The sequence below is a fragment of the Streptomyces sp. NPDC087270 genome (assembly GCF_044744625.1).
GTDB lineage: Bacteria > Actinomycetota > Actinomycetes > Streptomycetales > Streptomycetaceae > Actinacidiphila.
The window spans coordinates 1-22,927 of the sequence record NZ_JBIUYR010000029.1 but is presented as its reverse complement, the minus strand read 5'-3'; the positions used below and the strand labels follow the sequence as shown (position 1 = coordinate 22,927).

General features: G+C 68.3%; 16 protein-coding genes. 13 read left to right on the top strand and 3 right to left on the bottom strand.

From position 1 onward, the window contains the following. The first annotated feature begins 100 nt into the window (after nucleotides 1-100). The 7 genes from ACIPAE_RS37260 to ACIPAE_RS37230 all read left to right on the top strand — a co-directional run bounded on the left by ACIPAE_RS37260 (nucleotide 101) and on the right by ACIPAE_RS37230 (nucleotide 5,766). On the top strand, nucleotides 101-1,060 hold the full coding sequence (locus tag ACIPAE_RS37260) for a hypothetical protein (protein ID WP_402451548.1): 960 nt from the start codon (nucleotides 101-103) through the stop codon (nucleotides 1,058-1,060). 66 nt (nucleotides 1,061-1,126) lie between these two features. Further along, nucleotides 1,127-2,038, top strand: a complete 912-nt coding sequence (locus tag ACIPAE_RS37255; protein ID WP_402451546.1) for a hypothetical protein — start codon at nucleotides 1,127-1,129, stop codon at nucleotides 2,036-2,038. Nucleotides 2,039-2,051: 13 nt separating this feature from the next. Next, nucleotides 2,052-3,077, top strand: a complete 1,026-nt coding sequence (locus ACIPAE_RS37250) for an ImmA/IrrE family metallo-endopeptidase (RefSeq protein WP_402451543.1) — start codon at nucleotides 2,052-2,054, stop codon at nucleotides 3,075-3,077. A 126-nt stretch (nucleotides 3,078-3,203) separates the two neighbouring features. Then, entirely contained in the window at nucleotides 3,204-4,211 is a 1,008-nt protein-coding gene (locus ACIPAE_RS37245; RefSeq protein ID WP_402451540.1) for a hypothetical protein, read from the top strand. Further along, nucleotides 4,196-4,705 (top strand): hypothetical protein, encoded by a 510-nt coding sequence (locus tag ACIPAE_RS37240; protein ID WP_402451538.1) that lies wholly within the window; start codon nucleotides 4,196-4,198, stop codon nucleotides 4,703-4,705. The genes ACIPAE_RS37245 and ACIPAE_RS37240 overlap by 16 nt, the downstream gene beginning before the upstream one ends. Nucleotides 4,706-4,740: 35 nt before the next feature. Further along, the gene (locus tag ACIPAE_RS37235) at nucleotides 4,741-5,310 is read left to right on the top strand and encodes a hypothetical protein (protein WP_402451535.1); all 570 of its coding nucleotides are present in this window, start codon (nucleotides 4,741-4,743) and stop codon (nucleotides 5,308-5,310) included. Between the two features lie 174 nt (nucleotides 5,311-5,484). Continuing rightward, a complete protein-coding gene (locus ACIPAE_RS37230) occupies nucleotides 5,485-5,766 on the top strand; it encodes a DUF3892 domain-containing protein (protein ID WP_402451532.1) in 282 nt (93 codons plus the stop codon). A 64-nt stretch (nucleotides 5,767-5,830) separates the two neighbouring features. On the opposite strand, the gene ACIPAE_RS37225 is transcribed toward ACIPAE_RS37230, so the two are convergent. Next, a complete protein-coding gene (locus ACIPAE_RS37225) occupies nucleotides 5,831-8,008 on the bottom strand; it encodes a Helicase associated domain protein (RefSeq protein WP_402451530.1) in 2,178 nt (725 codons plus the stop codon). Between the two features lie 185 nt (nucleotides 8,009-8,193). Between ACIPAE_RS37225 and ACIPAE_RS37220 the strand changes: the two genes are divergently transcribed. The 3 genes from ACIPAE_RS37220 to ACIPAE_RS37210 all read left to right on the top strand — a co-directional run bounded on the left by ACIPAE_RS37220 (nucleotide 8,194) and on the right by ACIPAE_RS37210 (nucleotide 14,328). Next, the gene (locus tag ACIPAE_RS37220; RefSeq protein ID WP_402451529.1) at nucleotides 8,194-13,158 is read left to right on the top strand and encodes a hypothetical protein; all 4,965 of its coding nucleotides are present in this window, start codon (nucleotides 8,194-8,196) and stop codon (nucleotides 13,156-13,158) included. Between the two features lie 190 nt (nucleotides 13,159-13,348). Continuing rightward, complete coding sequence (locus tag ACIPAE_RS37215) at nucleotides 13,349-14,044, top strand: DUF6308 family protein (RefSeq protein ID WP_402451527.1); 696 nt, start codon at nucleotides 13,349-13,351, stop codon at nucleotides 14,042-14,044. A 155-nt stretch (nucleotides 14,045-14,199) separates the two neighbouring features. Further along, nucleotides 14,200-14,328 carry a hypothetical protein gene (locus ACIPAE_RS37210; RefSeq protein WP_402451525.1) on the top strand — a complete coding sequence of 43 codons (129 nt, stop codon included), beginning with the start codon at nucleotides 14,200-14,202 and terminating at the stop codon, nucleotides 14,326-14,328. Between the two features lie 194 nt (nucleotides 14,329-14,522). Here the strand turns inward: ACIPAE_RS37210 and ACIPAE_RS37205 are convergent, their stop codons facing one another. After that, nucleotides 14,523-14,774 (bottom strand): hypothetical protein, encoded by a 252-nt coding sequence (locus ACIPAE_RS37205; protein ID WP_402451523.1) that lies wholly within the window; start codon nucleotides 14,772-14,774, stop codon nucleotides 14,523-14,525. 70 nt (nucleotides 14,775-14,844) lie between these two features. Here ACIPAE_RS37205 and ACIPAE_RS37200 point away from each other — a divergent pair, with 70 nt between their 5' ends. Together ACIPAE_RS37200 and ACIPAE_RS37195 are read left to right on the top strand one after the other, a co-directional pair. Beyond that, nucleotides 14,845-15,687 carry a trypsin-like peptidase domain-containing protein gene (locus tag ACIPAE_RS37200; RefSeq protein WP_402451522.1) on the top strand — a complete coding sequence of 281 codons (843 nt, stop codon included), beginning with the start codon at nucleotides 14,845-14,847 and terminating at the stop codon, nucleotides 15,685-15,687. Between the two features lie 177 nt (nucleotides 15,688-15,864). Continuing rightward, nucleotides 15,865-19,317 carry an NACHT domain-containing protein gene (locus ACIPAE_RS37195; protein WP_402451519.1) on the top strand — a complete coding sequence of 1,151 codons (3,453 nt, stop codon included), beginning with the start codon at nucleotides 15,865-15,867 and terminating at the stop codon, nucleotides 19,315-19,317. A 33-nt stretch (nucleotides 19,318-19,350) separates the two neighbouring features. On the opposite strand, the gene ACIPAE_RS37190 is transcribed toward ACIPAE_RS37195, so the two are convergent. Then, the gene (locus ACIPAE_RS37190; RefSeq protein ID WP_402451517.1) at nucleotides 19,351-21,861 is read right to left on the bottom strand and encodes a Helicase associated domain protein; all 2,511 of its coding nucleotides are present in this window, start codon (nucleotides 21,859-21,861) and stop codon (nucleotides 19,351-19,353) included. Nucleotides 21,862-22,144: 283 nt separating this feature from the next. On the opposite strand from ACIPAE_RS37190, the gene ACIPAE_RS37185 reads away from it, so the two are divergent. Then, nucleotides 22,145-22,654 carry an SMI1/KNR4 family protein gene (locus tag ACIPAE_RS37185; protein WP_402451514.1) on the top strand — a complete coding sequence of 170 codons (510 nt, stop codon included), beginning with the start codon at nucleotides 22,145-22,147 and terminating at the stop codon, nucleotides 22,652-22,654. The last annotated feature ends 273 nt before the right edge of the window (nucleotides 22,655-22,927 follow it).

The window sequence follows — 22,927 nt, the reverse complement described above, 5'->3', positions numbered from 1 at the left end:
AGCTTGCCTTCGGCGTGTCGCTTGGAGTGGGTGTGGCGACGGGTGTAATCAGTCTGCGATGCCCGGGATTGTTTGTTCCGGGTGGATCGGGGGTGGTGCGATGGCAGATGGTGCGTACGAGGAACTGTTGCGGACGGGCCAGTTGGGGCCGGAATCGTTTGAGCTGCTGCTGCGTCTGGTGCACCAGGTCCGCCGCTCGTCGGGGTTTCCTCCCCCCGAGGGCTACGCGCAGTGGAACGATGACGCGGCATACGAAGTGATCACGGCGATGCTGACCCGCGAAGGTGCGGGACAGCACTTCGTGACCGGCTGTTTCGCCCAGGCTTTCGACCAGGCGTCGCTGGAGCGGTTGTTCCTGGCATCGATCAAGAACTTCCTCATCGACGAGGCGAAGAAGACCCCGCGGGGCAAGTTGCGGCGCCGTATCGCCCGGCTGATGAGCGAGGACGCGTCCTTCCACCAGGTACCGGGGCCTCCTCCGCGATGGGCGCTGAGCGAATATTCCGCAGACGCGATGTGGCAGGGCGATCTCGACGATCTCATCGCTGAGGCCTGGCGCGTACGCGGTGTGGGCATCACCCGCTGGAATCATTCCGGACCGACGCCCAAAGCAACCGTCCACGCCCTGGTAGCTGTTCTTGTCCAGGTTCTGCGGCACGCCCGCGGAGCGGTGAGAGAGGAGGACCTGGCCAAGGTCCTTCAGGACAGGTTCGCGCTGCTGGCACCGGCCCGCTTCGCCTCTTTGTACGCCGATGATGGGGCGTTTTCCGATCCGATAGCCGAGGCGGGCACGGCGACACAGGCCGACTCCGCAGGTGCAGGTGGGATCGCCAGTGATATCTGGCAGCAGCTGACCACGAACGAGCGTCTTGTGCTGCCCTACCTGGACGAAGACGCCCACCACGCCGCGCAGCTGCTCGAAGTCGGGCAGGAGCAGGCCGGGGCCGTACTGGCAGGTCTGAAGGAGAAACTCCGGCTTGCGCTGGTCGATGACGGCGAGCAGGCAGCGGTCATGCGGGCACTGCTCGAGCGGTGCGAGTCCTTCGAGTCGTACGAGTGACGTCGTCTGTATCAGGTAAGAAGAGAATGCGCTGATGGATCACAGCCGAGGAGAGGGGGCAGACAGATGAACCCTGCCCAGGGCAGTGCCGCCTACGAGCGGCTGGTGGCCGCTGCGGCCGGGCTGAAGGTGCCCGACGCCGTCCTGGCCGTCGCCACCGCACCGCCGCAGGATCCTGAACCCGGTCAGATCTGGCGTGCGGTGTGGGAGGGCATCGTTCAGCTGCTGGTGATCACAGCGGTCGACGACGACACAGTGCAGGCCATTCCGATCTCCCTAGAACGCTACGCCGACGAAAACACGCTGTTGCTGCCGGCCGAGGCGTCCACGCTGGAGCAGCCGCTGGCCCTGTGGTGGGGGTTGAGGCAGGCCTTGCCCTGGCACGTCCTGGACCGCCAGGTGAGCCGGCTCCTGGTGCCGCTGGCCGCCTCAACGCCCCCGAACGTTCCGCATGGTCTGCCCCCCGGGACGCGATGGGGGAGAGCTGAGCCATCTCCGGCCGCCGCGGTGGCGGAGTACCGGGGGGTCCTGGCCGACCGGCTGGCCATGTTGAGGACCGCAGGATGGGCGCCGGAAGGATCCGGCGCTCTGCCCGATCTGCTGCAGCAGCACAAAATCACCACCCGAGCACTGGCGTCTGAGCTGGATTTGGAGCCCGCACAAGCCCTGCTGATGCGGCGAGGCCAATCCCCCCTCACCCGCGACCAGGCGGACAAACTCGCTGTACTCCTCGGCCTGGACACGGACGAAGTTCTCAAGGCCGGTCCCGCGCCGCCACCAGCTGTGGTCCGCGAGCTGAACCGGCCCCGGCGCCGCGGGCAGGTGCGTGCCCTTGCCGTGTACCACCGCGAAAGCGAGGGTCTGGCCCGGCGCCGCGCTGCCTACGGCGTTTTCGCGCTGGCCGCGCGCCAGGAGGACCCTGCCCGCGCCGACTGGACGGCGCGGGCCGACCGCTACTTCGAACTGCATCTGGGATGACGGGAGACCGGCTGTGGTCAACTACGTGCTTGCGGCCGCTGCCCGCGCCCAGGCCACTGCGATGCTGGCGGAGCTGGAGACATCCAAACCAAATGCCTGCCGAACCCTGGCCCGAGGCGGCCTGGCCGAATTGCAGACCTGGCCGGAGCTGATCGTCCGGCAGGTTACCGAGGCCCAGACCGGCGCCCGCTGCAGCGTCGCCGGCGCCTACGACATCGGCCCGCCTCCCCGCATCAGCGTTGCCGAGTCTGCAAGCCGAGCTCGCCGGGACTTCACCGCTCTGCACGAGTTGGGTCACCACCTGCAGAAGAACAGTCTCGACCTCATGGACGCCTTCGACCGGGAGCCCGACGGTGGCCTCCAGCTGGAGGATGCCGCATGTGATGCGTTCGCGGCGGAGATCCTGCTTCCCGCGACACTGGTGAACCGCCATCTGACCGCCTCCGGACCTACCGCCGGCGACGTCGTGGAGCTGTGGCGGGCCGGCGGAGCCTCGCGTATGGCAGTGTGCGTCCGAGCAGCTCAGCACCTGCCCGCCCCCGGCCACGTCATCCTGCTGGGCGACGACGGCTGCACCGCGTTCGCGGCCTCCAGCGGCCTGCCACCGCTGAAGCGCGGCAGCTTCCAAGGTGACATCCCCGTGATCGACCGGGCCCGCGCCTCCGGCGGACACGCGCGCGGGCGCACCCGCCTCCACTACCGCGACAGCATCCAGGGCCAGGAACTGTACGCCCAGACCGCAAGGATGGGCGGCTACCTCGTCGTCGTCCTCGTCACCGACCTGGCCCCCTGGCTTGCCTTCGCGCCTTCATCGGCAGACACCGGTCCCCAGGCGAGTGAGTACATCTGCGAACACTGCGGCCACGAATACCGGTCCTTCGAGCGCTCCTGCACCTCCTGCCGCATCCCCCCGTGCCCGGAGTGCGGACGCTGCGGATGCGCCCCGAAAGTCGCCGAGCGCCTGTGCCAGGGCTGCTTCATCGTCCATCCACCCGCGATGTTCACGTCCGGCAGCGACCGTTGCCGCGAATGCTCCTGACGCCTGCCGGTCCCCATCCGTACCGGCGAGTTACGTCGTCTGTTCCCGGCGAGGCACCCGCACCGGATGCCCACCCGACACCGGGACCACCGCACCACGGTCGGCAGAACAGCGAGACATAACCCGATGCTCAGCACAAAATCAGCCTTCAGCAGGTTCGACGAGAATCTCAACCTCGACATCAAGGAGCGCCTGAGCGCCCAGAACCGGCACGTGAAGATCACGGACCGGCTCACCGCGCTCGGCCTGGCAGCCAGCACGTTCCTGCAGGGCAGCTTCGCCCGCAAGACCATGCTCAAGCCGTTGAAGGACGTCGACATGGTCATCGTGATGCACACGGACCTGCAGGCCGACCTCCGCCGCCCTGGCGGCCCAGCTCACGCGATGTCCCTGATCCAGGAAGCCGTGTCCGAGCTGTTCCCAACGGCCGAGTTCGACGTCGACGACAAACCCGCCCACGCCCTGCAGGTGACCTTCACCGACCTCGGTTTCACCTTCGACCTGGTACCCGCCCTCGCCGACCCCGATCCCGACAGCGAGATCGTGCACATCGCCGACCGCGAGAACGACACCTGGGAGTGGTCCAACACCCGCACCCTCAACCGCGTCATCAGCGCCCGCAACCAGGCCACCGGCGGCCGTTTCGTCCACCAGGTGCGCATGCTGAAGTCGTACAAGAAGGACCACCCGGTGCTCGACGACACCTGCGGGCTGCTGTGGGAGGCGTTCGCCCACGATGCCGTCACCGCCCAGGTCGAGGACGCCCGTGCCCTTGCCGACACCCTCGCTTACGCCGCCCAGGCGGTCCTCGGCCCGGTCTACGACCCCACCGGCATCGACGACCTCACCGTGGACTGGACCGGCATCGAGCGCTCCTCCTACGCCGCCGTCCTGTCGACCGCGGCCCGCCGCGCGGCTGAGGCCCGCCGCCTGGAACAGGACGGCGACCACCCGGCCGCGATCGAGATATGGCACGCGCTGATCGGCGACCCGTTCCCACAGGCCGAGGCCCAGTCCGCTGCCGACGCCCTGCGAGCCCTGGCCGCAGGCAGCATCACGTCCGCCGGCCGCGCCGTGTCCTCCCGCCGCGCCCAGCAGCCCGCACGCCCCGCGCGGTCATGGCGTACCCGCTGAGCCGCGCGCTCGCCGACCCGGCAGCAGCAGCCCGGCACCTGCTGTCCTCCGAAGACATCTTCGGGGTGCAGCAGGCGTCGGGCCGCGCCGGGCCCGGCGGCGCAGCCATCCTCGAACTCACCCTGCACCCCCTGCCCGCGCTGCACCACGACGGATACCCGGACGAACGCGTACGCCTGATCGTCCGGGCCGACCTGACCGTGCACGCCTTCCCGCTTGCCAGCGCCGGACGCCGCTTCAAGCACCGCAACCCCGCACCCGTCCGCGACCTGTGCCTGCAGTATCCACACGACGACCCCGCGCTGCGCTGGATCCCCGACGACGGCCTGGAGGCGCTGATCACCCTCGTGCACCGGCACCTGATGTACGAGGAGGCCTGGCGCCGGACCGGCGTATGGCCGGCCGAGGACGCCCCGCACGGTGAGCCTCCCGGCGACGCACATCCCGTCCGCTCCCTCGCCCTGCAGCACGAAGCACGGCGGTGGGCCCGGTGATCAACGCCCCCGCCTCCCACCCGACGATCCTCAGCATGGCAGCCAGCCACACCAGCACCACCGCGACGGCCACCAACAACTCACTGACCACCATCCTGCTGCTGGTCCTCGGCTCATCCGTCGTCGCCGGCGCCCTCGGCCACATCCTTACCGGCCTTCGTGCCGGAGCGGCAGCCCGCCGCGACCACTACGCCACCGCCGTACGACTCCTGGTCGCACGCATCGAATACCCCTACCGCATCCGCCGCCGCACAAGCGACAGCCCGGAAGTACTCGCCGCCCTCGCCTCAGCAGGCCACGACCTCCAAGAACGCCTCGCCGAGACCCGCGCATGGATCACTGCGGAGAGCCGACCCCTCGGGGAGCTCTTCGATCACTGCCTCTCCACGATCAACACCCCGGTCGCCACAGCCTGCTGTGACGCCTGGGCAGCGCCACCCATCACCGCCGCCGGCCAGATGAACCTCGGCGGGTTCGGCCCCGGCAGCCAGTCCGCCACCATCGCCTCGATGGAACACGCGATCAGCTACCGCTTCGGGATCCGCCGTCTGCTACCCACGGCCATCGTTAGCTATCGGCTTCGCCGCCGCGGTTACCTGCCCTGACTCATCAACGGCAAGGGACACAGCACTCGCCCTGGACCTGAGGCGCCCCCCGATATGGCTACTGAAGAGTTACGTCGTCTGTCCCGGATGAAGCGCCGTACAGGCGCCGCACGGGATCCCGGCGCCGGCTCCGGGCACCGCCGCTTCATGCCGGCAAGAGCAGCGAGTACGAAAATGGCAATCCAGATTACAGCCGTCCGAATCTCCGGCGAGATCGCGCACGAGCACATCGTCCATCTGTGGTGGACCAATCCGGCCGACGGGAAGACGGGCAGCAACACCCGGGCCCAGATCGTCAACTGGATCGAAACCGAGAACGGCAAGGCATACACCGACGACGCTCGGGGCCACCGGGCCGACGTCTTGGTGGTGACCCCGGCTCATGGTGAGAAGTACCTCCGCACCCGCTCGGACGGTGTCTGGAACGACAACCTGCTGGCGCTTCCCCGACGCTGAGGTACGGCTGCGGGAGACGGTGAGATGGCCTTGCACAAGTTCTGTGCAGGGCCATCGGCTTGCTCTACGCCCATTCGACGCCAAGCTCAGCGAGCGTTGCCCGCTGCTCCGCAGTGAGCTTGTCGCGGCGGCTTTTGGCGTTGGAGATCCACACCCCCAGTTTGACGATCACCGATTCCGTCTCGCCGTCGGCCGTGATCGTCTCGCTGTGGCCGCGGGGTACCGGCCGGTCGATGCCTTCCCGCTCCACCCACTGCGCCAGGGCTGCCAGGCCCCGCTGGAAGGCCTGCGACGCCTTGCCCGCTTCCTTCGGCGCACCCCCGGTCGCCGAGGCGGGAGACGGGGCCGCAGCGGCGTACATGCCCAGCGCGATCAACCGCTCCTGCTGCTCGGTGGACAGCTGCTTCCAGGTGGCGGGTTCTTGTTGCCGACATCGCCATTTGCCGATGTCGTCGCCGTCCCAGATGACGCCGGGTGCGAGGTAGGGCAGGCTGCCTTCGTCTTCGACGATGTCGGCGAGGACGCGGTATTGGCGCTGCCAGTCCAGGGGCCAGGGGCAGTTCCAGTCCGGGTCGATCGCCGCGAGCTGCTTCGCGCGCTCGGTCGCCCGCTCCGGGTCCTTGCCGAGGCCGCCCTTGCGGCGGAGGTTGGCGATGTGCTGCCCGATGGGCACCATTGCCTCGCCCTTGCCCCACACCGCGTCCTGCCGGGGCGCGAGGTGCCCGGTTGCCCGCCGATAGGAGCGGAAGGCGGACAGCTTGGCCTCCCACGCCTCCTGGCCCGGCTCCCAGACCATGCCGGCCTCCGGCGCGTCCAGCAGTTCCTTGCGCCGGTCCTCCAGCTCCCCGGCCCGCAGGGCCTTGCGCTGTTGGTGCACCCACCTGCCCAGCGGGAAGTCCTTGGTGACTCCGACCTTGGTCTCGGTGTCGTACGGGACGGCGTACAGGCCGGTGATCTCGTTCTCCGCCCGCCAGCGGATGAGGGCCTGGTAGCCCTCCAGCCACACCAGCGATTCGGGCCGGTAGACCCGGGTCCGCAGGAACGCCGCGATCGTGGCCGCGTCCCTGGGGGAGGAGAAGTGCAGCAGCGCGGATTCGGCGGCGGCCTGCGTGTCGTCCTGCTCCTGGTCCTCGCCGCCGTCGCCCTCCCCGCCGGCCCCGGTGATCCGGCCGTCTTCGTCGCGGTGCACGTGGACGGTGCGCCGGCCGCTGGTGAGGGCGCGGGAGGCGAGCTGCTCCACCAGGCGCTCGTCATGCGAGCGGAGCCCCTGGAGCACCGCCACGAGCGGGCGGAAGCTGGCGGAGGCGACAATGTCGTTCGGGTCCTCCCCGGCCTCGAGGAAGCACGGCACGATGATCCTGGCCGTCTTCGTGCTGCCGTCGCGGTTGAGGCGAAGCGCCCGACCGATGTTCTGCACGATCTCCACCTGCGAGCCGCGGGTGTCGGCGAAGACGATCGCTTCCACGCCCCGCTCGCCCGTGATGTCGACGCCTTCCCCGAGGACGCGAACGCTTGCCAGGAACGCGCGGTGGACGCGCCGGCTGTGGGCGTCGATGCCGCCTGCGAACTGCCGCAGCACCTCGCGGCGTTCGGACACGAGGTGGTCGCCGCACAGCCATGCGGACCACACGCGGTCCGCCGGGACGTGGCGGCCGGGCTCCAGGTCGTACAGTTCCGCGCCGATCGACGACGCGGGCAGCTTCTTGACCTTCTTGTCGGTCTCCGCCAACTCCTCATCCGTCATGTCGGTGGCGTACAGCTCCGCGGCCGTCTCCGGGAGCTTCTCCGCGAACGCGCGGGCCTCCTCCACCCGCTGGTGGAACGTCATGACGGTGCGCAGGTTGTGCGCGGCCGCGTGCTCCAGCAGCGCGGTCTGCAGCAGCGCCAGGCGCCGGCCCCGCAGCGACTCCTCCGACAGCCCCAGGATCGGCGAGGGGTCGCGGATCTCCAGCACGTCGATCTCGAACCCCGCAAGGACGCCTTTCTCGATCGCCTCCGAGAGCCCCAGCTCAGCGCCGGGAAGCCAGGCCCCGAAGGTTCCCTCCGGGTCATCCGACATCGAAGCCAGCACCGGCTCCTGGTCGTCCGTGCCCTCCCGCTTCCGCGCCGCGGCCAGGATGCGCGGCGTCGCGGTGAGGTAGAGCCGGAAGTCCGCCGGGATGCGGGCGTTGTCGTGGATCGCCGCCCACGGCCGCCCAAGATCACCCGCCGTACCGTGGGCCTCGTCCGTTTTACCGATCACTGCAGAATCCGTATCGCCTCTGACGTGTGGGCATACGTCGCGTAAGTGTTGGCGATGTCAGGGCGGTTGAGGATCTCCTGACGAAGGGCCTCCTGCTCGTACACGAGTCCAGGGCCGATGGTTGCCGGAGACGGGCGTACGGCGGACCGGCCGGGGTGTCAGTGCCTGCTCGTAAGCTGGCGGGCGTGCCGATGACGACTGATGCCTCTTCTCCGTACTCCACTGGTGGGGGCGGTGTCTGGATCGAACATCGTTACGCAGCGACGCTGGCTGCCGCCCTGCTGACCGAGGATCCGATTAGCGAACTCGGTGACGATGTCGTCCCGCATTCTGTGCGTCTGCAGGCCAGCTACATCAGCCCGATCGACGACGTTGTGGTGGAGGGCCGCACCCGTGACGGCCTTGTACGACGGGTGTCGATCGGGGTACGCCGGGATCCTGACTTGACCACGAGCGATGAGAAGTCGGTCCCGCTGGTGCGGTCTTTCCTGCGGGTGGTTACCAGATGCTGGGATGAGGTGGCGGCCGGGCGCTGGCGGGTGGCGCTCGCGGTCGGTATCTCCAGTACGGCCGTGCAGCAGACCGACGCGCTGGCTCGGATCGCACGGTCCGTGTCCTCTGCTGCCGAATTCCGCACTGCTGTGGAGCGTCCCGGGGTGGCCAAGATCGCGGTGCGGAAGCGTCTCAAGCATCTGGATGCCCTGGTCGTTGAGGCGGTCAAGGACCAGGACGATTTGTCGCAGGTCGATGCCGAGGAGTTGACGTGGCGCTGGCTGATGGCGTTGCGGGTACGGCAGATGCGATTGGAGGGTGTGGACGAGTCCGACCGGAGCACGGCCGTCTCCGCGCTGCGGCGCATCGTGGCTGATGAAGCGACGACGGTAGCTGACGACGTCTTCGCTCGCCTTGCGGAGCGCTCCGGTGCCTGGGCTTCGTCCGCCGCGGACCTGGACCAGACGATGGTGCGCCGCGAACTCAGCGGTTTCCCACTGGGACGGACTCCTTCTTACCGGCAGGCCTGGTCGATGCTGGACGGCATAGCGGATCGCCTCCGGGAGGGGACCCGCCCGGATTTGCGGGCCGGTGAAGTGCGGCTGGAACTGGACCGGACCGAGGAGCGGGCACGGCTCGCCGACTTGATGGACCAGGCCGGCCGGGCGGGCTCGGGCCTGGTGGTGACGGGGGAACCCGACGTTGGGAAGTCCGCTCTGGCGATCCGAACCGCACAGCAGCTCATTGAACATGGCGCGGTTGTGGCCTGTCTGAGCCTGCGTGATCTTCCCGAATCGGTAGTGCAGGTCGAACACCTCTTGGGCGGGCGCCCGTTGACGGATGTGTTCGCGGCGGGAGAGATCCGGGCGGTTCGCTTGCTAATGATCGACGGTGCAGAAGCTGTCCTGGAGGGCCGCCGTGATCTGCTGAGGGACGTCGCCACTGCTGCTTTCAGGGCCGGGCTCGGGGTGGTTGCCGTGACCCGCAGTGACGGGGCCACGCGGGTGCGCGAGGTTGTGCAGTCCGCTGCAACGCAGGCGGACCGTCCCGAAACGGTGGTCCAGCACGTGGTATCACGGCTCACTCTCGACGAGCGTCGCCAGCTCGTTGAGACCTTTCACACCTTGATCCGCTTCAGCGCCGACACGCGAGCCGAGTGGCTGGTCGGTCGGCCGGGCCTGGTCGATGTCCTGCTGCGAGCCGGCACCGTCACTGAGACCAGCACGCTGCTGTCCGAAGCCGATGTGTTCGTTGCCGTCTGGAACGGACTCGTCCGAAACGGCGAGGAGTACCTTCCCGGAGGCGCGTCGCCGGACGAGCGGGAACAGGCCGTCCTCGCCGTTGCTCGCCGCGCGCTCAAGCTGCCGGACAGCCCACCCGCCGCCGGTGCGTCACTGCCGCGACTGCGATCCGACGCGGTCCTGCGCCTCCCGGCCAACCCCGCGTTCGCCGCAGGCGACGAGTTCGCCACCGACCTCATGCGCGACTTCGCCTTGTGTCGTCTGTTCTTCAGCGAAGGATGGGAGCCCTTGAGGAAGGCCGGAGCGCCTCGCTGGGCGATCCGCGCGGTACGACTCGCCTGCCAGGCGAAGCTGCTTGCCGGGGACCGAGCAGTCGCCTGGCGCGAACTGCGGAACGAATTCCGGCAGCTCGGTGAGGACGGGGGAGAGCGGTGGACGGAAGTCCCGATGGAAGCACTCCTCACCCTCGGCAACGCCCAGACCGCGATCGAAAACGTCTGGGACGACCTGGCCGCCGATGACCATCGCGGGCTCAAAACTCTGCTGCGCCTCGCCGACCTGCGCTACGTCACTAGCACCGTCGCAGACCCGTTCACCCTTGCACCGGTGGTCGCCCTGACCTACTGCACCGACCGTGACTTGGGACAGAACGACGCTTACCCCCGGGGGATGGGCAAGACTATCCGCGAACTCGTGCTGGCGTGGCTGCGCGGCTCGGCCCGCGACACCCAGGGCCCTGACCCACTGCGTCAGCAGGTCCGCGACCGCGTCCTCGCCGCGCACCCGGAACGCTACGACGACTTTGCGGTTGAGGCACTCGCCACTCTGGGGCCCGACACCGACGAAGCCAGCGAGCAGTGGCTGCGGAACACAGCCGCCAAGGCCCCAAGCCACCTGGCAGCCGCCGTGGAGTCGCTCGGTGCCGTCTTCATGGCCCGGACCCATCCGCGACTGCTGCTGGACCTCACCGAGGCCTACTACATTTACCAGCCCAAGCGAAGCCGCTGGGGCGGCGGAGGACTGCACGACGAGGGGATCCGCAGCCACCGCCACACCGGCTTCGGCCCGCCCTTCGCGGCCTGGCACTTCGGACCGTTCTACTGGCTTCTGCACAGTCTGCCCGGCGACGCCCTCGACATGATCAACCGGATGTTGGACCACGCAGCGGCACGCCGTGTCCGCACGCTCCACCAGCTCAGCGCGAACCTCGACGAGCTGGATGCTGCCCCGCTCGAGGGAATCAGCCTCGACATCCCCGGTATCGGGCCTCGCCACTTCGTCGGCGACAGCCATGTGTGGGCCTGGTACCGCGGTTCGACCGTCGGCCCCTACCCGTGCATGAGCGCCTTGATGGCGGTCGAGCGGCTTGCCGACAGTCTTATCGCGGCGGGTATGCCCTACGAGAGGGTCGTGCGTCTGCTGCTGCGCGGCTGCAACAATCTCGCTATGACTGGCCTGGTCGTCGGCCTACTCGTCCGTCGTCTCGAAGACGCCGGGGATCTGCTGGATGTCTGGCTCACTTCGCCGGCAGTGTGGGGCCTCGAGACCTCGAGGACGACTACCGAGGGCCACTTCCATGTGCGGGGATCGACGCTGGACGATGTGGCCGGTGCCGGCCGGCGCACGACGCCCCCGCGCGAAGTTGCCGCTGATCTGACCCAGCGTGCCATGGTCGCAGGAGATCAGGCACGGCTGGACGCTTTGGCCGAGATCGCCGACCGGCTGGTTGCCACCGCGCGAGCCGAAGCCGGCGAGGACTCCGACGGGCAACTCACCAGGGTCCAGGGGTGGGCATCACTGCTGCGGTCCGAAAACCATCCCGCCTACCGGACCAACGACATGGTCGTCCTGCAGTACACGCCTCCCGCGGAAGTCGCCGAGCAATTCGCTCCGTTCGCCGCCCAGGTCGCAGCCGGCAGTGAAGCGCTGCGCCTGCAGCACACCTACGGCGACTACGACAACCGGCCCGAAGGGTGGCAGGCCGATGCGCTTCTCGCTGATCTTGCGCTCGCGCGGAAGGTCGCCGCCGATCCACCGTTGTTCGGCACGCTGCACCCGCAGGACGCTCCGACGGCCGTCGCGGCCGCCGCCGTCATCAGCCACGCACGCGGGCTCGCGGTCGTCCCCGACGACGACCTGCGCTGGGCCGCCGACAGGCTCCTCACCACCCCTACGACCGCGCCCCCTGGCAGTAGGGATGACGACAGCTGGGTGTATCCGATGGCTGCCTCCGGCTCAGCCGCCCGCGCCCTCCCCTCCCTCCTCCTTGCCCAGTTCGACCACCTCGGCATCGCCCAGGACCGCATCAAACAGAACACCATCGGCCTGGCCGCGTTGCCAGACGGCATCCGCACCCTTTTCGCCGCTGGCTGCGCCCCCGTGTGGGAGTCCCCCTGCAAAGAAGAAGCGGACAAGGACACGGATACGCCTTGCCGGCGCCACCAGCCCCTGTGGGCCGCCGTCCAAGCAGGCCTCGGAGGCTGCCGCCTCGGCCCCTGGCGGTCAGGAAACCGTCAGCCGGAGTTCCTGCCGCCCCCCTACCCCGACACCCTGCCCGCAGTCCCGGCTACCGACCTGCTCGTGAACCGGCTTGCCATGCCGATCGCCTGCACAGCCGCCGCCCGAAACACCACCTGCCTGGCCGAACAGGCCACCCTCCTCCTTCCGACCCTGATGGACGCGCACCGCAGCGGCGCCGACCACTGGATGACCGAGGGCTACGCCGGATACGACAGCCCCGAGCGCGAACTCGTCGTCCGCGCCCTCATCACCCTCGCCGCCGCAGGCAGCACCGAACCCCTCACTACGCACTTGCGGACGTTCGCCGACAACGCCAACGCCCTGCAACAGCTACTGCACGACGCCGCTACCCTCTTTACCTACGACGCCCGACTGCGCGCACTTCTCCCAACCGTGTGGCCGCTGATCCTCACCACCACGCTCGATGCTCTCGACGCAGGCGCCACCCTGCGAGCGGACAACAGCCGCTGGGCTGAGTACGCCATCGCCGCGCTGCTGCCCACCCCACAACTGCGCACCGCCGACCTCGACCCCGACGACACCCTCAACCGGGCGAACCGCGATTGGCTCACACCCAGCGCTCTCGGCGACGCGACCGAACGATGGCTCGACCGAGCCCGCGGCGAGGCCAAAGCTGCCGACGCGCTGGCACGATTCGCCCGCACCACCCACTCCACCTGGCAGCACGCCACGGGCCTGTCCTGGCTGGAACACGTGATCGACGGCCGCTACGACGCCTTCGCCAACCACTGCTGGTATGTCACCCGCTGGCTCACCGACCTCCGCGAAACCGGGCTCCTCGACGCTGCTGCTCTGAGCGGATGGCGCCGCCTCGTCGACGGCCTCGCCGCCGCTGGCGACCGAGGGGCTGTCGAGCTCCAACGCATCGACGAGTAAAGCCGACCAGCTCCCAGCGGCCACTCTCACACTGCGTTTCCGGCCTGCCCGGGCGACATCTCGCCCGCTGCGCCACCGTCTATACCGAGGAGGGCCTGCAACGGGACGTTCACAGCCCTCGCATGCTTCTCGGACAGGACTTTCTGGTGCCGCTCACCTGCTCAAGGTTTCGACGAAGGATGGAGTTCTCATGGCCGCTCCTACCGCAGCGCCCGGTGTTTCTGGTGGGGCGTTGTCGCCGTTGGGGCAGCGGTTGCGTGTCTTGCTGAGTTCCGAGCATGTCGTCGGCGATCTGCGGCGTTACTTCGGCATAGGCATGCCACCCGGTGAGGCGCCGTTTACCGGGAGCCGGTTCGAGCACCTGGCGGGTAGGGGAGACCGTCCGGAGGTCGCTGACCGGATCACGGCGGAGGACCTGGTCGCGGTGCAGACCTTGTCGGTGACCGTTCCGGCGTCTGTCACGCTGGACATTCTTGAGGGCCCTCTCGGCGTGCGGCTGGCCGGTCTGCTGCACGCCATTCCCAGGGACATCGACATGGTTGATGCGGACGCGCTCGTCGTGGCCGACGGCTCGCCGGCGGACCAGGCCTGGAATCTGCTCTGCGAGCAGTATGGGGTCAACTGGGTCATCGCGGGGAAGGTCCTGGCCCGCAAGCGTCCCCGACTGCTCCCGGTCTACGACCGAATCGTCCGCTGTGCCGTTGGTCGACCGCCGTCATTTTGGCTCGCTCTCCATGCCGCGCTGCGCGAGGACGACGCCGCGTTGCACCGCCAGCTGCTGGAGCTGAGGCAGGTAGCGGGGGTGCCGGAGACGGTGAGTGCGCTGCGGGTGTGCGACGTGGCGGTGTGGATGAACCACCGGGCCGTCGGCCACGCCTGCCCCTGATGACGCCTGCCGCCAGCGCGGCCTGAGGGGGCGTTGCTGCACTGACGCACGCTTTTCCCGCCCACCGGCCGCCCCGGCACGCCACCGGTCGCCATCGTCTTCACCGGAGCCGGCCGCATCGCGCGGCCACCCGCATCCACACCGGGCCCGGCAGCGTGCCGCTGCTGGTCGCCGCCCTGGACGACCTCACCACACACGGCCCCCAGGGGCCGGTCTGGCACCGCGCCGGCGGCCACATGCCGCTACGCGGCATCATCCAGGCACTGGACGACACCCGGGACTGACTCTCACCGCGGGGACAGCGGATCTCTCACCGAAGGACAGCAGAGCCCGCACAACGACTGTGCCGCCCTGATGTCAGCCACCGGGCCGGTTGTGCCACCTCGTGTCAGGGGGGCGGGCACAGCCGCGCACAAAGGCCGGGCCGGGGCTCCCTGCTCAGAGTCCCGGCCCGGCCGGTTGCTGCTGCGAGTGGTGGTCAGCGGGCGGGGCGGCGGACACCCCAGACGTAGGCGAGGTCGTCCAGCAGGACGTCCTCCAGCTCGCCCTCCCACAGCCTGTACAGCAGCAGCCGCGCGGTCTCCATCCATTCGCAGACCACCAGCGTCTCGGGTTGGCCGACCAGGGCGTAGCGGCCGTGTGCGGCGGGGGCGCTGCCGGGGCCGTAGGCGTGCAGAAGTTCGGCCAGGCGCTCGCGGTGCTTGTCTGCGAACGCCTCCGGGCGCCGCACGTCGCCGTAGTCAAGGACTTGTTTCCAGAGTCCGCTGCGTTGGTGGTACGGCGTGTGACACCCTGACTCGGTGAAGGTCGATACCACGGCTAAAGAGCTGCTTTTCTCTACCGTTCGCATTGTCAACCAGGGCCACAGGGGAACCAGTGTGGGCACGGGGTTCCTGATGACCAAACAGGTAGACGAAAATCGCCATGCGCCCCTCCTGGTCACCAACAAGCACGTTCTGGAAGGTGCCGTTCGGCTCACCATCGGAGCGATAGCGAAGGACCCCCTGACTGGAGATCCCAGGCTTGGCCAGGCCGAGAACTTCGTGCTGGTCAACCCCCAATGGGTGGGTCACCCTGACCCCGATGTCGACGTTGCAGTCATGGGCATGGTGCCTCTGTTCCAAGCTTCCGAACGACTCTTCTTCAAGTCCATCCCGACTACTCTGATGCCCTCCAGTAGCGATGACCTCTTCTTCGATGCCATCGAAGAGATCACCTTCATCGGGTACCCCAACGGCCAGCAGGATCCAGCCCATCTCACACCGATCGTTAGGCGCGGTACTACGGTGACTCCGCTGGAGCTGCCCTTCGCGGGGAAACCAAGTTTTCTCGTGGACGGATCAGTCTTCGGCGGCAGCAGCGGCAGTCCCGTGTTCCTACTCAACGAAGGCGTTTTCCGGACCGGCCCCTTATCCACTCAGATCGGCAACCGGACCGTCCTGATCGGCGTCGTGGCGGCAACACTGGTGCGCAACCAGGACCACCCAATTGTCGTCGGCCATGGACCGCACATCAAGATCGCCCAGGAACTCAATCTGGGCGTGGTCTATAGCTGGCATGCGATCGAGCAAACCATTGACGCAGCCTTGGGAGGCACAGTCACCGCCATCACAGGAGAAGACCTCGCTGCCGCCACCGAGTAGTCCCGGTTGCTCCCGGCATAGCATCGGTATACGGGGTGATTGGCGGGCACTGACGTGGTGCTCTATGTACGCGGCGTCATCGCCATAGGCGCCAGGGCGGAGGAAGTAGTGTCCTCACCGCGGCGTGGTGCGTTGGGCGGGGCGGCGAATGAGGCCGGTGCCGAGCATAGGGCGGGTGTGGCGGCCCTGGTCGTGGTGTACGGGCTTTTGGGGGAGCAGGTGCCGTGGCTGTCTTCTGCGGCTGTCCCGGTAGCCCTGCAGATGGAAGCCGACGTACATGTGGATGACGTGGTTGTGAGCCTGGATGACGGCTCCCGCGTTTTCATGCAGGCAAAGCTCGATGGGCGCTCGGATGCGGTGGGGGACACGGTGGGCCAGTGGTGTGCGTCGATCAAGGCGGGAGAGTGCACGCAGCGGGATGAGCTGCTGCTCATGGTCGCCACCGCGCCGCCGAACCTTCAGCAGTTGGCCGAGGCGCTGAATATGCGGCGCCGGGGTGCGTCACTGACGCCGGATGCCCGGTCCGCGTTGGACGTGCTGGTGCAGCGGGCCGAGAAGCGCGGGCTGGACGCCGTGGCGGTGGCGCGTCTGCTGGACGCGGCCAAGGTGTGCATTGTGGACGCGCGTGAGGGCGGGCCGCAGGAAGCCACGGGGGCGGCATGCCTGAACGCCGCAGTGGTGAAACCGGGCCATGGGATGGCTGCCTTCCGCGCGCTGCGGGCGGCGGCCCATGCGCTGGCCGCGGCTCGGGCACCGTCTGACGCGGCGGTGTGGCAGGGGTGGCTGCGGGAGGCGCGCCTGCCCCTGGTGGCGGATGCCGACGGCGCACTGGCAGCCCGTATGCAGGCTCAGGAGGAGGCGGTCGCCGCGTACCGGGAGGAGTTGGCCCGCGGGTGCGACGTCCTGCCTTTGGCTGATCTGGGCTTGGGGCTGACGTCGCTGGACGTGCCGGGACTGACCGGCAGCTTGCGCGTCAGCGCCCTCAGCGGGCGGGAGGACGATGGCCGGCATTCGGGCCGGGACCTGCTTACTGACATCATGCGGCGCCAGGGCAGGCTCTTCCTGGTCGGCCGACCCGGATCTGGAAAGACGGTGGCATCGCGTCTGATCGCCGCTCAGTGGGCGAGGACCGCCCACGCCCCTGTACCGGTGTGGCTGCGGCTGAAGGACCTGGCGCCGCTCCTGCCCGCCGTGGGCCCTTACCGTGTGCAAGTCGCCGACGTTGTCCGTGCGGCGGTGGGCCCGAACCAGCCGTCGCTGGCAGCAGGCCTTGCCCGGCGCATCGAACACGGCGAGGCCCTGCTGATCCTGGATGCCCTGGACGAAGTACTCCAGCGACGGGACGCCGTGGTGGAAGCGGTGACCCATCTGATCGGTCACCTGCCGCCCGGCCTCGACGTGCTGGTCACCTCGAGGCACTCATCGGCACGGGCAGCAGATGCTCTGCACCTGCCCACGTCCGAGTTGATCGACCCACACCGTCTTACGGACACGCTGGACCATCTGCTGCTCACCACCGCAAATCGCTTCGCCGGTGGCGAGGACAAGGACACGTGGATCGCTGATCGGCGGCAGCGGGTCAAGCAGTCCCAGGCCGCAGAGCCGGACCTGTGGAGAGTCCCGCTCATGGCCACGCTCATGGTCCTGCTCATAGCCCAGCACCCCCTGGCGTCCGTACCCACCTCCCGGGCCGGCCTGCTCGCCGAGGTCATCGAGACAACCGTGCGCCAGTGGGAAACCGGCCGCGCGGGCCTGGCACTGCCCGACACGAACTCGGCGCCCGACGCGGTGCTGGACTGCTACGCCGACATCGCCCACCTCGTCGCCGTAGGCACGGGGGAGTGGGACGATGCGATCGCTGCCGTGAGCGACCGGCTGCAGCATCACTGGGGGATGCCTGCAGGACACGCCCGGGCCAGCGCGCGAAGCATCGTCGAGTACTGGGATGCGACCGCCGGGATCTTCATCACCAGCACGCCCCAAGGAACGCTCCAGGCACGAACCCGTCTGTTCGCGGAGATCGGCGAGGCACGCTGGGCGGTCCGCGAGCCCGCCGACCTGCCGCAATGGATGGACGAGGCATTGGCGGATGAGGACCGCTGGGAAAGCGCACGCCTTGCCGCCGGCTTGTCACCTACAGCGGCCCGTGTCCTGATCGAGCGAGCGCTGCACCAGCGTGGGAGCCTGCTCGACCTGATCCACGATGCGCTTACCGACGGGGCCGTCTTCGACGACACGGCCCTCCACGCCGTTCGCCAGGCCCAGCTGGAGCGCCTGGAAGACATGCCCGACCAGGAACCTCGCACTACCGAATCCGGCCCCGGATTCCTACGCCTGTTCTCGGCGCCGCCACGTGCTCGACTGGCAGTACTGCTGGCCGACGACGACCTCGATACTGACCAGACGACACGCCTGCTCGCCGCCAGCACGCGCATGGGCAGCCAGCAGGCCGCAGTGATCGCGGCCCTGTGTGCCCAGCGGCAGGCACGCCAGCGCAGCACCGCGATGACCAACACCGAACTGGACACCCTGCAAGCAGCTCTCCTACCCCAGGCGACCGACGGCCCCCCACATGGACAGCTGGCAGGAACCGACAGGCTGGTCAGAGCCGCCGTGAAAAACCTCCTGCCTGCCAGGCCCGGGACAGCACTGGACGTGATTCCGACGGTCTGGAAGTCGTCGCTGACTACCCTGGAATGGTTCGAGGAGGAAATGTCCCAGCTCGGCCGGGACGACGTCATCCGTTCCCTGCACGAAGGCCGGAGCCCGTCGCTCGCCGCTGTCCTGCGTTCATTGGGAAGCTGGAAACCCCCGTTCCGGCTCCTCAGCCTCCTCTCGAACGCCCCAGCGAACCTCACGGCAGGTCAGGCGTGGCATCTGGACGAAGCGGCCGCCTTCATCCAAGCGCTTGAGCTGGCAGAGACGGAGGCAATGGAGCCCACTCGGGCCGTGGAAGACCACGAAGATCTGACCCGGGAACTGTGCCGGACCGCCCTGGCAGCCAGCGGTCTCGACCCAGCAGTCGTGACCACCCAGATGAGAGCCCTCCATGATGAGAACGCGGACCGGCCGGACTGGGGCCTGCTCTACCAGGCCAGCACTCGAACACCCCAGACGCAGCTCATCCCGGAGACCATCAGCACCGATCTCCTCCTGGAGACCCTCCGCACCGGCAACCAATGGCTCACCGACGTGGCCCTGACCATGGCCCTGCACGCCCACGAACTTCCCGCCGCCCTTCCCGGCCAACTCCTCGCCGCCCTCCCCGGGCTGCCGGCCGAGGGCCGCCGCATGACCGCGATCCTGCTCACTCTCCGCTGGCCCGACGTGCCGGTACCCGACGACGACCCGGCCACCAGAGCAGGGCTGGCCAGAGCCACCGCCGTCAGACTCGCTGACACGCACCTTCACCACGATGCCCACCCGCTTCTTGCGGACATCGACCTCCTCGTCCGTCAAGAAGCCGCCACCGGGCTGCAGAGCATCCCTGAAGACACCAGACCTGGCCTTGAACGGGCTCTCGCCACTCCGGCGAGCCAGTGGACATGCCTCCACTGCGACACTCGCATGACGATCGAGAAAGAAACCTGCGCCAAACGCCACGCGCGCCCGCGCCCCCGTCTCCCGTAGTAACGCGATATCAGCCCTTCGCGGCGCTGCTGCCTACCAGCGCATGCCGAGTGCGTCGAGTTCCGCCCGCCGCTCCGGGGTGAGCTTGTCGGCCCGCCGACGGGCGTTGTCGATGAACATGCCCAGCTTGTAGGGGGCGCCGTCGACGTCCTCGACGTGCTTCCTGGACGGCTGGAGGTGGCCTTCGCGGGTGTGGAACTGCTTGGCGGCCCGGATGTTCGCCGCCCACTTGTCGGCTTGTGTGCGGGGCGCTGGCGGCTGCTCGTTAGGCTCTGCCGGAGACAGGTGGAGCATGTGCTCGAGCATCCATTGCTGTGCGGGCCGGAGCTGGTCCCAGTTCAGGCGCTGCGCCTGGCCCCACGCTCCGAGGTCTTCGCCCTGGACCGTGGCCTCGCCCGGCCCCGGGAGCGGGGTGCCGGTCTCGATGAGGCCTCGGCAGAGCCGGTAGGCGCGCTGCCAGACCACCGGCCAGGCCGGGCACCAGCTCGGGTCGATCGCCTCGAGCGCGTCGCGGCGTTCTTCGGTGAGCGCCCCGGCGGTGGAGCCGACCGGCAGGCCGGCCTCCCGCCGCGCCTCGATCTCCATGAGTCTGCGGCCCGCGGTCCGCTGGTTCTTCATCCACACCCCGATGGGGTACCCGTTCCAGGTGGCTGTGGTGGGCGGGAGGAGGTGACCGTGTTCGGCCGCCCACCCTCGTGCTGCTGACAGTCCCTCCTGAAAGGCGACGTCCCAGTGCGACCAGACCATCTGCAGTTCTTCGAGTTCCTTGACCCGCGAGGGCTTCATCTCGCCCGCGTTGTAAAACCGCCTCTGGTCGGCGATCCATGTTCCCAGCGGAAATCCGGCGGGCTGCCAGTCCTCCGGAGTGGTGAATGCGTATGGGACTTTCAGATCCCCGTTTTCTTTCACGTACCGGGTCGCTGCCTGGATTCCTTGCCGCCAGTACGTGTTTTCCGGCTGGAGAATCCTCAATTTCATGAACTGCGCCAGGACCGCAGGGTCACGCGGGGTAGAGAAAGACAGCAGACTCTGCGCAGGAGCAGACCTACCAGCCTCTTCGCCCCGTCCTGCCACGTCGCGCTCGGCCGCTGACGGCTTCCGGTGCCGGGTGTTCGATTGCTGCTCCGCCAGGGCCTCCACTGTGTCCGTGTCGTGACTGCGGAGCGCAGCCAGAACCTTGGCCAGCGACTCATACCCCTTGGAGGTGAGCATGGCGTCCGGGTCCTCGTCCTTGCCCAGGAAAACCGGCACTACTAGGCTCGCGATCTTGCCTTCTCCGGGTTTCATGCGGAGCGCTCTGCCGACGATCTGGAGGATGTCGACGGCGGATCCGCGCACGTCTCCGAAGAACACAGCGTCGCAGCCTGGGGTGTCGACGCCTTCCCCAAGGACTCGAACGCTGCTCAGTAGCCGCAGGCGCATCGGGATCAGGTTGCCGTCGATGCGTTCGCCGACGGGGTCGGCGAACGTGGCCAGTGTTTTCTGCCGGTGGGTGGGGGAGTGTTCGCCGCACAGCCAGTCCGACCACACTCGCTCCGGCTGCGGGTACGTATGCGGGTCGTCCTCCCACAGTCGTGTGGCGACGGCCGGCACTCCGGCCGCCATGGCTTCGGCCTCGCTGGTCCGGTAGTGGAAGCTGAGCATCCTGCGAAGCCCCCGCTCTGCGGCCGTCTTCACCGCGGCGGTCTGCAGCGCCGCGAGACGTGAACCCCGTACGTTGTCCGACCTGGCCTCGATCCCGAGCAGTGCGGCCGCCTGGAGCTCGGGGTCGGTGACGTCGACACACACCACCTGCCACGCCGCAACCAGCCCCAAATTGCGGGCCTGCGACAAGGTGAGCTTGTAGGCCACGCTGCCGAACAGCCCGTCCGGGTCGTCTTCCATGCTGGCGACCAGCACCGGCGCACCGCTGCCGCCCTCGTCGGTCTCCGGCGCCTCCCACACGCGCGGCGTTGCGGTCATGTAGAGCCTGCGGTCAGCGGGGATCTTCATGTTGTCGTGAATCGCTGCCCAGGGCTTGCTGCCCCGCCCACTGACCCGGTGGGCTTCGTCCACCACCACCAGCGACCAGGGCGAAAGACCCGCCTCATGCGCCCGCTGGAGCGTCCCCAGCCCCACCGAGGCGTAGGTGGCGAACACGGTCAGCGTCTCCCGGCCGCGCGTCCACGCCACCAGCTCGTCCACGTCCGTCGTGCACGCCGCCAGCCCCTGCGCCTCATCCGCCCGCAGCGAGCAGATCCCGTAGAACGGCCCCGTGCGCCCGCCGGCCCGCCACGCGGCCGCCATCTGCGTCAGCAGATCCAGGGTCGGCACGAGCACCAAAACCCGGGCCGCCCGCAATTTCCGCGCGGTCAGCACGCCCATAAAGGTTTTGCCTGAACCGGTTGCCGCAATGACCTGCGTACGTAGACCCTGCGCGGGCATTTCCTGACCCGGCTGCAATTCGAGTTTCCGCACCGCCGCATCGGACGCCTCGATCTGATGCGGAAGCGGGTCCATCTTCGCGACCGTATTTTCCGCTTCGGCTGTGACCACTGCCACCATGGTTTGACGCTCCCCCGTCCCGGGACGATGCGCGCCCCGGACAGGTGTGCTCCGGGGGTGGTTCCTGATTCCAAAGGTTAGCGCACAACAAGTTTTGACGCACTCTTGCGAGTCCTTCCGACCGGAACTGTCTGAAACCGATTTGCCCCCACCGCCCACCGGGCCTCCCCGGGGAAACGCTACGGCCGGCGCCGGACCCGCAGTCGTCGAAGCCGTTGATAGTGTGCGTCACCCGGTCAGGGAGGGCCGGTCGAGTCCCCACGAACCCAACGGAGGCGGAACCATGTGGGTGAACGCCCTGCTCAGCGCGACCGGCACCACCGCACGTGGTGTCGACCAGCCCTGGGCGTGGATTGAAGAGCAGCTGGGTACCGCACTGCCCCGTGACTACAAGAAGGCCTGCGAGGCGTTCGGTGTCGGCGAGTTCTCGGCATCGATCACACTGCTGTGCGCTGACGAGACCCTCGTCGGAGACCTGCTCACGCTGTGGAGCGGACTTCGAGAAGGCGATGCGGATGACGGCGCTCTGTTCGAGCCCTACCGCATCCACGAGCCTGGGATCAGCGGCGGGCTGATTCCTTGGGGATCGTCCAGGTCCAGCGACCTCTTCTTCTGGCAGGTTGACGGCGAACCTGATTCCTGGCCCGTCATCGCATCCATGGAAGACGCCGACGAGCTGGACCGCTACGACATGACCACCACCCAGTTCCTGTACCGCATTCTCACCGACCCCGGCTTCCGGCCCTACACGGTGGCAGGAGCCTGGCCCCACCCCTATTTCGAATCGATCTAGCAGCGCATTCCTCCCAGTGCACCGGAGGTCCAGAGCGAAGCGAGGGGCCAGACCTGCTTGGAGGCGGGCGAGGCCTATCGGCCTGTCAGGGCGCGGGCTTCGCCCGCTTCCTGACAGGCCATCAACCCCGAAGCGAAGCGCCGGGGTTGACCCGGCGAAGCCGGGCAGACCGCGCGAAGCGCGGTCACGCAGAGCGAAGCGAGGCGAATGCCGTGAGCGAAGCGAACGGCATCGCTTGCACAGCGCGCAGCGCTGTGGTACCCGCTCCGCGGG

Excerpts from the sequence above, each read along its gene's own strand:
- ACIPAE_RS37255 (WP_402451546.1), top strand. The coding sequence starts at position 1,127 with ATGAACCCTGCCCAGGGCAGTGCCGCCTACGAGCGGCTGGTGGCCGCT.
- ACIPAE_RS37185 (WP_402451514.1), top strand. The coding sequence starts at position 22,145 with ATGTGGGTGAACGCCCTGCTCAGCGCGACCGGCACCACCGCACGTGGT.
- ACIPAE_RS37240 (WP_402451538.1), top strand. The coding sequence starts at position 4,196 with ATGGCGTACCCGCTGAGCCGCGCGCTCGCCGACCCGGCAGCAGCAGCC.
- ACIPAE_RS37245 (WP_402451540.1), top strand. The coding sequence starts at position 3,204 with ATGCTCAGCACAAAATCAGCCTTCAGCAGGTTCGACGAGAATCTCAAC.
- ACIPAE_RS37230 (WP_402451532.1), top strand. The coding sequence starts at position 5,485 with ATGGCAATCCAGATTACAGCCGTCCGAATCTCCGGCGAGATCGCGCAC.
- ACIPAE_RS37190 (WP_402451517.1), bottom strand. The coding sequence starts at position 21,861 with ATGGTGGCAGTGGTCACAGCCGAAGCGGAAAATACGGTCGCGAAGATG.
- ACIPAE_RS37235 (WP_402451535.1), top strand. The coding sequence starts at position 4,741 with ATGGCAGCCAGCCACACCAGCACCACCGCGACGGCCACCAACAACTCA.
- ACIPAE_RS37215 (WP_402451527.1), top strand. The coding sequence starts at position 13,349 with ATGGCCGCTCCTACCGCAGCGCCCGGTGTTTCTGGTGGGGCGTTGTCG.
- ACIPAE_RS37260 (WP_402451548.1), top strand. The coding sequence starts at position 101 with ATGGCAGATGGTGCGTACGAGGAACTGTTGCGGACGGGCCAGTTGGGG.